General features: G+C 65.9%; 8 protein-coding genes. 3 read left to right on the top strand and 5 right to left on the bottom strand.

Annotated features, from left to right (window positions below):
- Nucleotides 1-114 precede the first annotated feature (114 nt).
- Nucleotides 115-1,065, bottom strand: coding sequence for a branched-chain amino acid aminotransferase (locus D4Q52_RS23970; protein WP_119859088.1), 951 nt, complete (start codon nucleotides 1,063-1,065; stop codon nucleotides 115-117).
- A complete protein-coding gene (locus D4Q52_RS23965; protein WP_119859087.1) occupies nucleotides 1,065-2,882 on the bottom strand; it encodes a long-chain-acyl-CoA synthetase in 1,818 nt (605 codons plus the stop codon). Before D4Q52_RS23965 ends, D4Q52_RS23970 begins: the two co-directional genes overlap by 1 nt.
- A gap of 272 nt (nucleotides 2,883-3,154) precedes the next feature.
- Between D4Q52_RS23965 and D4Q52_RS23960 the strand changes: the two genes are divergently transcribed.
- Both D4Q52_RS23960 and metA read left to right on the top strand, forming a co-directional pair.
- Nucleotides 3,155-4,459, top strand: a complete 1,305-nt coding sequence (locus D4Q52_RS23960) for an O-acetylhomoserine aminocarboxypropyltransferase/cysteine synthase family protein (RefSeq protein ID WP_119859086.1) — start codon at nucleotides 3,155-3,157, stop codon at nucleotides 4,457-4,459.
- 12 nt (nucleotides 4,460-4,471) lie between these two features.
- A complete protein-coding gene (metA, locus tag D4Q52_RS23955; protein WP_119859085.1) occupies nucleotides 4,472-5,461 on the top strand; it encodes a homoserine O-succinyltransferase MetA in 990 nt (329 codons plus the stop codon).
- Nucleotides 5,462-5,674: 213 nt separating this feature from the next.
- Here metA and D4Q52_RS23950 read toward each other — a convergent pair whose 3' ends face one another.
- Nucleotides 5,675-7,027 (bottom strand): lipopolysaccharide biosynthesis protein, encoded by a 1,353-nt coding sequence (locus tag D4Q52_RS23950; RefSeq protein WP_182915427.1) that lies wholly within the window; start codon nucleotides 7,025-7,027, stop codon nucleotides 5,675-5,677.
- 250 nt (nucleotides 7,028-7,277) lie between these two features.
- Here D4Q52_RS23950 and D4Q52_RS23945 point away from each other — a divergent pair, with 250 nt between their 5' ends.
- Complete coding sequence (locus D4Q52_RS23945; protein WP_119859093.1) at nucleotides 7,278-7,637, top strand: hypothetical protein; 360 nt, start codon at nucleotides 7,278-7,280, stop codon at nucleotides 7,635-7,637.
- Nucleotides 7,638-7,652: 15 nt separating this feature from the next.
- On the opposite strand, the gene D4Q52_RS23940 is transcribed toward D4Q52_RS23945, so the two are convergent.
- Together D4Q52_RS23940 and D4Q52_RS23935 are read right to left on the bottom strand one after the other, a co-directional pair.
- Nucleotides 7,653-9,170: a glucosamine inositolphosphorylceramide transferase family protein gene (locus D4Q52_RS23940; protein WP_119859084.1), complete on the bottom strand. Its 1,518-nt coding sequence runs from the start codon at nucleotides 9,168-9,170 to the stop codon at nucleotides 7,653-7,655.
- Nucleotides 9,167-10,363, bottom strand: coding sequence for a glycosyltransferase family 4 protein (locus D4Q52_RS23935; RefSeq protein ID WP_119859092.1), 1,197 nt, complete (start codon nucleotides 10,361-10,363; stop codon nucleotides 9,167-9,169). Before D4Q52_RS23935 ends, D4Q52_RS23940 begins: the two co-directional genes overlap by 4 nt.
- Nucleotides 10,364-10,428: the final 65 nt, after the last annotated feature.

Genomic DNA, 10,428 nt, shown 5'->3' with positions numbered 1-10,428 from the left:
CCGGGTGGGGGGTTATCGCGCCGTCTTATTGCCTCCTCACGCGAAGCAATCCAGCCCCGTGCACCTTGCTGGATTGCTTCGCTTCGCTCGCAATGACGGGGAGAGGTTGCGGCTTCACCCGTGCGCAAATTCCCAATACAGCTTCCGAGCCCGTGCATAGAACGGCCCCGGCTGCAGCGTGCGGTCGTCGATGCGGGTGATGGGTTGGACCTTGGCGAAATTGCCGCTGGCGAAGATTTCGTCGGCGGTGGCGAAGTCCTCGTAGCGCAGCGTCGTCTCCACCACCTCGATGCCGTCGCCGCGCAGCAATGAGATGACGCGGCGCCGCGTGACGCCGTTCAGGAAGGTGCCGTTCGGCGCCGGGGTGTAGACGACGCCGTCCTTGGCCATGAAGACGTTGGAATTGCCGAGCTCGGCGATGTTGCCGAGCATGTCGCGCATCAGGCAATTGGCGAAGCCGCGGCTCTGCGCCTCGATCATCGCGCGCGAATTGTTGGGATAGAGGCAGCCGGCCTTGGCGTCGATCACCGCACAATCGGCGCCGGGTTTGCGGAACGGCGACAGCGTGATCGACAGCCCGGTCGGCTTCGGCATCGGCGCTTCGTAGATGCACAGGCACCAATTGGTGGTGTCGGGATCGAACAATACGCCGCCGCCGGAGCCGTTTTGGGCCCAATACATCGGGCGAACATAGAGTTCGGCGTTGGCGTCGAAGCGCTTCAGTCCGTCCTGCACCAGGCCATGCCAGGTGGCAGCGTCGATCAACGGCTTGAGCTTGAAGTTGGTCGCCGACCAGTTCACCCGGGCGATGTGCTGGTCGAGATCCGGGGTGACGCCTTCGAAGGCGCGGGCGCCGTCGAACACCATTGAGCCAAGCCACGCCGCGTGAGTCCGCGGTCCCATGATCGGCACATTGCCGTCGTGCCAGTCGCCTTCGAAGAAGGTCCATGTGGCCGAGTAGTTAACCGGTGCGACGGCCGGCGCAGCGATGCCGGCGCGGGGCGCGGAGGCGGCTGCGACCGCGTCGCGGCCGGCAGAGCGGGTCTCGAGAAGATCCTGCGACATCAGACTCTCACCTCTCCGTTGACGATACGTCGATAGGTTGTTTCATCCAGTGGCACGTAGCTGCAGGCGGTCGGATCGGCGACATACAGCGGATCGCTGATGGTCGCGGGATCGAAACCCTGATCGATCAGCTGCTGCTTTTTCTGCTTGAAGGTGCCGGTGATTTCGAGCGCGGGACGCAGGCGGACGAAAAGCGGCCGGGCAAATACCGGAAGTCGCTCGGTGGCATGGCGATACAAGGCCGCGAGGTCGAAGCCGGCGTCCACCACCAGCGCCGCCATGCCGGCGCGTCCGTCGGAGTGTGGGATGGCGACGCCGTAGACGCTGGTGTCGATCACGCCGGGGCAGGCCGCCAGGGTTTCAGCAACTTCGCTGGCGGCGACGTTCTCGCCCTTCCAGCGAAAAGTGTCGCCGATGCGGTCGACGAAATGGAAGAAGCCCTGGTCGTCGCGCAGCATCAGGTCGCCGGTGCGAAACCAGGCGTCGCCGGGCGCGAAAACGTCGCGCAGGACTTTCTTGTCGCTCTCGGCAGCGCTGGTGTAGCCCTCGAACCGGCCGCCACGCGCGTCGGCCTCGCCGATCCGCCCGATTGCTTCGCCGGCCTCGCCCGGCGCGCAGCGGATGCATCGGCCCTCGGCATCGCGCATAGGCAGGCCGGCCTCGGCGTCGAACTGCACGATCGCGGCCGGGAAGCGATGCGCCAGAAACGACGGAATGCGTCCGATCGCGCCCGGCTTGCCCTCGACATTGTAGAGCGAGAAATTTCCTTCGGTGGAGGCGTAGAATTCGAGGATGCGCGGGATCGCGAACCTGTTTTGGAACGCCTCCCAGATGTCGCCGCGCAGCCCGTTGCCGCACACCAGCCGCAGCCGATGCCGCGTCTCGCGCGGCGCGGGCGGCGCCTGCAGCAGATAGCGGCAGAGTTCGCCGATATATTGAAACAGCGTGCAGTCCCAGCGGATGATGTCGTCCCAGAACCGGCTGGCGGAAAATTTCTCAGCGATCACCACCGAGCCGCCGGCCATCAGCATGCTGCCGGGCGCCACCACGCCGCCGACGCTGTGATACACCGGCAGGCAGTTGTACATCCGGTCGTCGGGCCTGGCGTCCGTCAGCCCGCCGAACCAACCGGCCCAACTCATCACCCGCCGATGCGTCACACGCGCTGCCTTCGGCAGCCCGGTGGTGCCCGAGGTATAGATCAGCAGCGCGAGGTCATCGAGCGTGACGTCGCGCGGCTGGCGGTCAGGGAGGTCACTGCCCGCGGCGAGAGCGGTCTCGATCGAGGTCTCGTCAATAGTTCCGCCGTGTCGCCAGAGCCGGGGCCCCGTCGTGAGATGCGGGCGGGCGCCGGCGAATGCGTCGAGGAGGTCGTGCGCGACGATGATGTGTCTCGCCTGCGCAACATCGATACAATGCGCCAGCGACGCGCCGATCAGCTGGGTGTTGATCAGCGCCACCACGCCGCCGATTCGGGTGATGCCGAGCCACGCCGCCAGATAGTCCGGCCGGCTCGGCATCAGCAAGCAAACGGTGTCGTCCTTGGCGATACCCTGGGCGATCGCCCAATCCGTGTAGCCGGCGATGCGGGTTGCGAGCTCGGCGTAGCTGAGAGATTGGTGATCGGAGAGGATAGCAGGGCGATCGGGCGCAGCGGCGGCGTGGCCCGCGATGACGTCGGCCAGCAGCCGGTGCGGTTGATGCTCGATCCGCGCGGTGATCTCGATTGCCTTCAACCAGCTTTTGGCCACCGAGGGGCGCTGCGACGAAGCGATGTCCGCCGCTGCGGCGATCACGGATGTTGGTTGCATGTTCATGAACGCCGCCTCGACAAACCGACGAGAAAGTTCGGCGCAATTTACGCGAAAGGAGCAAGCAATTGCTTGCAGAGGCTCCAACAAAGCGCGGGCAAGGTAAACGAATCGAACTCTGTAAAATTTGAATCAAATTCGAAGCTAAATATCAGCGAGCGTTAGGGTTAGTACGTCGTCATTTTCGAAATGTGTTGTCGAATGCATCGTCTCCGCCTTAGCTAGCAGGATGCGCGGACTGCGTGTGATGTGCAGGACGCCGATGCGGAGGTGACGCCATGCGCAGCGAGACGATTGCGATCCACGCCGGCTACAATCCCGATCCGACCACCAAGGCCGTCGCGGTTCCGATCTATCAGACTGCTGCTTACGCTTTCGACAGCGCCGATCACGGCGCGGCGTTGTTCAATCTCGAGACCGAAGGCTATCGCTATTCGCGCATCGCCAATCCGACCAGCGCGGTGCTGGAGAAGCGGGTTGCCGAGCTCGAAGGCGGCGTCGGCGCGCTGGCGGTCGCCACCGGGCAGGCGGCGCTGCATTTCTCCTTCGTCAACGTCGCCGATCACGGCGGCAACATCGTTTCGGTGCCGCAGCTCTACGGCACGACCCATACGCTTCTCTCTCATATCCTGCCGCGGCAGGGCATCACCGGCCGCTTCGCCGCCAGCGACAAGCCCGACGATATCGCGCGCCTGATCGACGACGAGACGCGCGCGGTGTTCTGCGAGACCATCGGCAATCCGGCCGGCAACGTCTGCGACATCGAGGCGATCGCCGAAGTGGCGCATCGCGCCGGCGTGCCGCTGATCGTCGATAACACGGTGGCGACGCCGATTCTGCTCAAGCCGATCGACTACGGCGCCGACATCGTGGTGCATTCGCTCACCAAGTTCCTCGGCGGTCACGGCACCACGCTCGGCGGCATCATCGTCGACAGCGGCCGGTTCGATTGGGCGAAGCAGCCGGACAGATTTCCAGCGTTCAACCAGCCGGATCATTCCTATCACGGCATGGTCTATGCAGAGCGGTTCGGGCCGACCGCCTATATCGAGCGCGCCCGCAGCATTTATCAGCGCACGATGGGCGCGGTGCTGTCGCCGTTCAACGCCTTTCTGCTGTTGCAGGGGATCGAGACGGTGGCGCTGCGCATGGAGCGCCACGTCGAGAACGCCCGCAAGGTCGCGGACTTCCTGAAGGACGATCCGCGGGTTGCCTGGGTCAATTACACCGGTTTCCCGGACAGCCCGTACTATCCGCTGGTGCAGAAATATCTCGACGGCCAGGCCTCGTCGCTGTTCACCTTCGGCATCAAGGGCGGCATGGAAGCCGGCAAGGCGTTCTACGATGCGCTGAAGCTCATCACCCGCCTGGTCAATATCGGCGACGCCAAGTCGCTGGCCTGCCACCCTGCGTCGACCACGCATCGGCAGATGTCGGCCGAGCAGCAGCGCGTCGCCGGCGTGCTGCCGGAGACGATCCGGCTGTCGATCGGCATCGAGCACATCTCGGATATCATCGCCGACCTCGATCAGGCGCTGGCCGCGGCAAGTGGACAGCGGCCGCGTCTGCTCGCCGCCGAATAACAGCAGCGCCGCATGACCCTGCTGTTCGACAAGATCGAAATCGGCGAACAGACGTCGCTGGTGCCGGACTGCGCGCCCGCTGGGACTGAGGATGCGCGGCCGAAGAGCCGGGTGCTCGAGATCGGTCTCGTCAACAACATGAGCGATGCCGCGCTGCGGGCGACGGAGCGGCAGTTTCAGCGGTTGCTGAAGGGTGGCGCCGGCGAGCAGCCGGTGCGGCTGCATTGCTTCGCGCTGCCGTCCGTGCCGCGCGCTGCCGCGACCCGTCAGCGTCTCGCCAGCCTCTACACCGACGTCGCTGAGCTGAATCAGCTTCGGCTCGACGGGCTGATCGTCACCGGCGCCGAGCCGCGCGCGGCGTCGCTGCAGCACGAGCCGTACTGGGACGAGATGCGGGCGCTGATCGATTGGGCTGCCGCCAATACGCGCTCTACGATCTGGTCGTGCCTCGCCGCGCACGCCGCGGTGCTGCATCTCGACGGCATCGAGCGGCAGCGGCTGCAGCGCAAATGTTCGGGCGTCTACGCCTGCCAGCAGCGCGGCGACGACGCGCTGCTGGCCGATCTGCCGGCGCAGGCGCGCGTGCCGCATTCGCGGCTGAACGATCTGCCGGCCGACAAGCTGTCGGCCGCCGGCTACACGGTGCTGACTCATGCTCGAGGCGCCGGCGTCGACATCTTCGCCCGCCAGGACCGCAGCCGCTTCGTGTTCTTCCAAGGCCACCCCGAATACGATCCGGTGTCGTTGCAGCGGGAATATCTGCGCGACATCGGCCGTTTTCTCGCGGGCGAGCGTGAGAACTATCCGGACATTCCGGTCGATTACTTCGACGCCGCCACCGAACGGGGTTTGCTCGCGTTCCGCGCGGAAGCCGAAGCCGGCCGCGACCCGGCGCAGATCGCCAAGCTGCCACCCCTGGCAATGCGCGAAGACATCCCGACGGCCATCGAAGCCACCGCCAAGACGCTGTTCAGCAACTGGCTGACCAGCCTGGCGCAGTAGCGCGACTGCGCCGGCCGACGGGCGCAAGGCTTGTAAGCGTCTTCAGCAAGACTGCTGGCTCACCTCGTCATGGCCGGGCTTGTGCCGGCCATCCAGGCCTTTTTGAGGTTCGCATCAGCAAGGCGTCGATGCGCGGCCGAGACCGGCCATGACGGGGAGAGTTCAGCATCTGAGTCTCAGATGCCCGAGCCGAGACCTGTGGGAAAACGCCGATTACTCCGGATGCAACGAAATGCGGCCGCGGCGGAGGCGGGTCAGCAGGCGGAGCACGGAGCCATCGATGCCCGCCATGCTCTTGGCGGCGCCGCGTAGCAGCAGCGCCAGCGTGACGAACGAGACCGTGGTGGCGGCCACAGCGCCGGTGATGCCGAACAGCGGAATCAGCATGAAGAAACCCACGGCGCGCATCGCGAAGGTGCCGCCGACGATCGCCAGGTAGGTGCCTTCGTGTCCGGTCAGCATCAGGATCGAGCCCGACGGGCCGGCGGCTGCGACCGCCGCGGTTCCGATCGTGAGCAGCGCCAGCGCGGCGTAATACGGCACGTAGTCGGCATTGAAGGCGAGCAGAATCCAATGCCCGCCGCCGAGCACGACCACCAGGCCCGCCGTGATGATCGCCAGCGTGATGAGAGCGACGGAATCGAGCAGGCTGTCGAGCTCCCGATACTGCCGATTGTAATAGAGATTTGGAAAGTGCCGGGTCGAGAAGATGTAGACCGCTCCGGTGGCCGTCGCGAAAGCGTTGGCGATTCGGGTGGTGACGAAATAGGCGCCGGCGATCGTCGGGCTCATCAAATAACCGATGATCACCACGTCAGCATACTGGTTGGCGGCTTCGAGGCCGCCGGAGATCCAAAGTTTGGTCGAGCGCGCGATCCAGGTGCTCAGCTCGAAGCGCGAGCCCGACTTGCCGATCTCGGGGAACTGCGCGCGCACCCGGCGGCGCAGCAGCGTCATCTGAATCAGCATGGTGACGCAGGAAATCGCCGCCATGCTGAGGAAGATGCGATAAATCTCGATCGGTGCGCCGAGCAGATAGCAGCCGAGGATGTAGAGCACCGGGCACAGCGCCACCGGAAGATAAGTCAGTCCGTCGCCGACCCATACACTGACCGCATTGCGGGCGAAATGCGAAGACGTCAGCAGCAGCGAATAGCACACCAGATACAGCGTCGCCGCTAGCGTCAGCGCCATGTCGTGCTCGGCCGCGAACCAGAAGAAGAACGGCACCCCGATCAGCAGCACGCCGGCAAGCGATGCGAGCGCCGTGAAGGTCATGGCGCCTTTCAGCGTCTTCTGGTCACCGGCCGAGCTGAATTCGCTCCACGACCGCGTGATGAAGATCTGCTGGCCGAACGTGGCGATCACGCTGAGCAGACCGGCGGCACTGAACAGCATCGAATAGGTGCCGAAGTCGTGTCCATTCAGCATCCGTGCAGCCAGCGTCACCAGCGCCAGATTGGCAATCGTGATGCCGATCCGCAACGCGAGCGCGCCCGTCATCGTGCGGACGGCGACGTTGTGCCGGAGGCCGATCAATCTGGCGGTCGGGAAGCTGAACTTCACTTATTGAACCTGGCCGGAGCGAAGACTGTCGATTGATGACGACGCACGCATCGTCTCGGATGCCCGATCTGCACAACAGCGATGTGGCATCACCGCGCTGGCATCGAGTTGCAATCTACTCTAATTGGAGTCACTTCGATGGCACGCAAATCGCTAATTGCGTGTAGGGTAAAGAGCCTCGGTATTCGTTCGCAGAAATCTCGGCGCCGCTGCCCTGTTAACCATGCTCAAACCAGCCAACGAGGCGTGGATGGACCAGCTACCGGCGAGATACGAGACGCTGCTGCGCGTCGCAGCGTGGCTATGTCTGGGCTTTATCGCGATGGCGACGTTCAGCCCGCTCGGATTGCGGCCGACCACCGGATGGTCGCCGTCGATCGAGCGGTTCCTTGCCTTCGCATTGGTCGGCGGCCTGTTTGCGGCGGCTTATCCGCGCTACATCGTATTTGCCGCAGTGGTCGTGCTCGGTGCCGCGGCACTGTTCGAGATCCTGCAGGTGTTGTCTCCATCGCGGCACGGCCGGGTTTTCGATGCGGCGGTGAAGTTCTGCGGCGGCACCGTCGGCTTGATCGTCGGTTGGCTGTTCGTGCGCGTGTTGCCGCGGCGCTGAGCTTCAGCGTTTTGCTTAGCGGCTGTCGGCCGCAGCTGGGGCGCCGAGCTTGTCGGGCAATTTCAGCGCCTCGATCCGCGGCTGGATGATGGTGCCGTCGATCAGTTCCAGCCGGCCGCAGCGATTCAGCGTGTGCAGCTTGCGGCCCGGCCAGCGCGGGCCCGGCGAGACGGTGTGGTGCACCGTCTGGGCGAACCGCGTCGGCGACAGCTCGGTGATCTCCGCGAGCCCCAGCGCGCCGCCATAGCCGCGGGTGCAATCCTGCACCGGCCGCCACAGCCGGCCGCCATGGCGGACGAAGTGTCCTGCGGGGCGGGCGCTGGCGCGATCGACCAGCACCGGGCGCTGCTCGTGCGGTGTCCACGGCCCGAACAGATCGTCGGCGTGATAGATCGACAGCGTATCCGAATAGCCGCCGGCGCCGTCGCGCGTCGCGCCGAACATGTAGTGCCGGCCGTCGTGCTGCACGATCGTGGCGTCGGCGAGTTCGACGCCGGACAACAGCGTGGCGTGGCGCTCCCAGCGGTGTGGGAACTCGATGCATTTGTAGATGGTCACTTCGTGCCGCGCGCTGCTCTCCGGGATCATCCAGAGTTCGTCGTCGTGCACGATCAGGAACGGATAGGACAGGTGCCAGGGTTCGTCGAGCACGGTGACTGCCGGGCCGATCGGCCCGTCCGCACCGAATTCGATGGCCGAGATGAAGCCCTTGCCGACGTGGTGGTCGAGCTCCTCGAAGAACACGAAGGTGCGACCCTTCCAGGTGATCGGAAACGGATCGGCGTAGAAGCGGTGCGCCGGGCTCGGCACTGCGCGCCAGCTCGGGCCCGACAGATCGCCGGATGCCCAGATGCCGCCGTCGTCGGTGTGGCGCCAGCCGATCCGCCAATGCGGTGAGTAGCAGCACAGTCGATAGATCCGTCGCGCGATGCGGCTGGCGAGACTTCGCAGCACGAACGCCGCCGGCGAGCGCGGCCGGTGTGATGGCGCGGGATGCGGCGACACTGGCCGCGCGCCGCTGTCGAGCACGCCCTTCACCAGCGTCGCGGTGCGGGCCATTACCGTCTCCAGCGCGCCGCCGAGGCCCTCGGCGGCTTCGCCCGACGGCTTGCCTGACCAGACCACCCCGCCGCTGATCTCGTCGACGATGTCGATCGTGGGCAAATCGCCGGCCACGATCGCGGCGAGCGCCGCGTCCTCGCCGGCGACGCCGTCATAGAGCGGACGCAGATAGAGCCGATAGCTGCGTGCTGGATCGCGCGGCATCGCGCTGAAGTCGACCACGATATCGGCCGCCAGCAGCGCCGAAGGATGCGCACGCGCGAGATCCGGATCGGCATCGGCGCCGCAGGGCCGGCCGCGCCGCATCAGCAAGCGCTCCAGTTCGAGCAGCGATTCCAGCCCGGGGGGCCGTTCCGCCTCGGTGCGCACCCAGGCGATCTGCGGCTTGTGGGAGCAGCAGCCCAGCAAATCGATCGCATGCCGCATCCAGCGGCGCGGGCGGCGGTCGTCGAAACGCAATTCGACGATCACGGCGCGCGCTCCTGCGGGGCGGGACGGATCGCCTGTTCGATGATGCGGACGTATTCATCGACCATCGCGTCGACCGAGTAGCGCGTCTTCAGGCCGTCGCCGGCGCGGCGAAGCTGTGCGGCGAGCGCCGGATCGCCGACCACGCGCGCGATCGCGGCGCCGAATGCGGCCGGATTCGACGCATCGACCAGAATTGCAGCGGGCTCGCCCTGATATAATAACACTTCGCGAAGCACCGGCAGATCATTGGCGACGACCGGCACGCCGGCATGCGCAGCCTCGACCGCCGCGAGTCCGAAGGTCTCGGCCAATGACGGGAAGGCGAACACGTCGAGGCAGGCGAGGAAATTGGCGACCTGCTCGGGCGAAATCTCGCCGACAAACCGCACGCGGTCGGCAACGCCGAGTTCCGCCGCGAGCTGGCGCAGCCGCGCCTCGTCCGGACCTTGGCCGGCGAGCGCGAGCGTCCAGTCCGGATGATCCGGCAGCACGCGTAGCGCCGCATCAAGCTGTTTCAACGGATGCAGCCGGGCCACCGAGCCGAGTACGATCGTGTGCTGAGGCAGACTGAACTGGCGTCGGGCCTCGGCCTTCGACAGCGTCGGCCGCTTCTGGTCGAAGCCGTGCGGCACATGGGTGAGGCGCTTGCGATAGCCGGTCGGATAGCGCGAGTAGTCGCGCAGCATGTCGTGCGAGTTGACGGTGATCCGCCGGAATACGCCGAGCTGTCCCATCACGCGGTCGATCGCGCGCAGCCAGGCCGGCATCGTCAGCCGGGCCGACACCTGATTGGCGATCACCGGCGCCGGGCCGGCCAGCCGTGCGACGGCGCCCCCGATCGCGTTGCCGTAGTGCTGGAAGGTGAGGATCACATCGGGCCGCAGCGCCCGCAGCTTGGCGTGCAGCGCGCCGAGAAAGCGCAGAAACGACAGCGGATCGCCCGGCCGCCGCGATGCGCAATACGCGGTCTGCGGCGGCTCGTCGAACGAGCGCGACTGGCGGAAGAAGAACAGGTTGTGGACGTCGTAGCCGCGTGCCGCGAGCCCGGCGCCGACCAACCGCGAAATCTCCTGCGCCCCGGCATTCTCGGCCTGGGTCTGCACTAGCACAACGCGCGGGCGCTTCCCCGCGCCGCAAGATGCGTCGACCGGACGGTCGTCCTGCCGCCTGGCCCCGCCTGGCGAACCTGCCATGCCCGGCGCCAGGACCGTCGCGGCGCAGGTTTGGTGATTGCGGGACATCGAAGATTTCGTGGACA

The sequence above is a fragment of the Rhodopseudomonas palustris genome (genome assembly GCF_003591005.1).
Taxonomy (GTDB): Bacteria; Pseudomonadota; Alphaproteobacteria; order Rhizobiales; family Xanthobacteraceae; genus Rhodopseudomonas; species Rhodopseudomonas palustris_K.
This window is presented reverse-complemented; position numbering and strand designations above follow the sequence as displayed.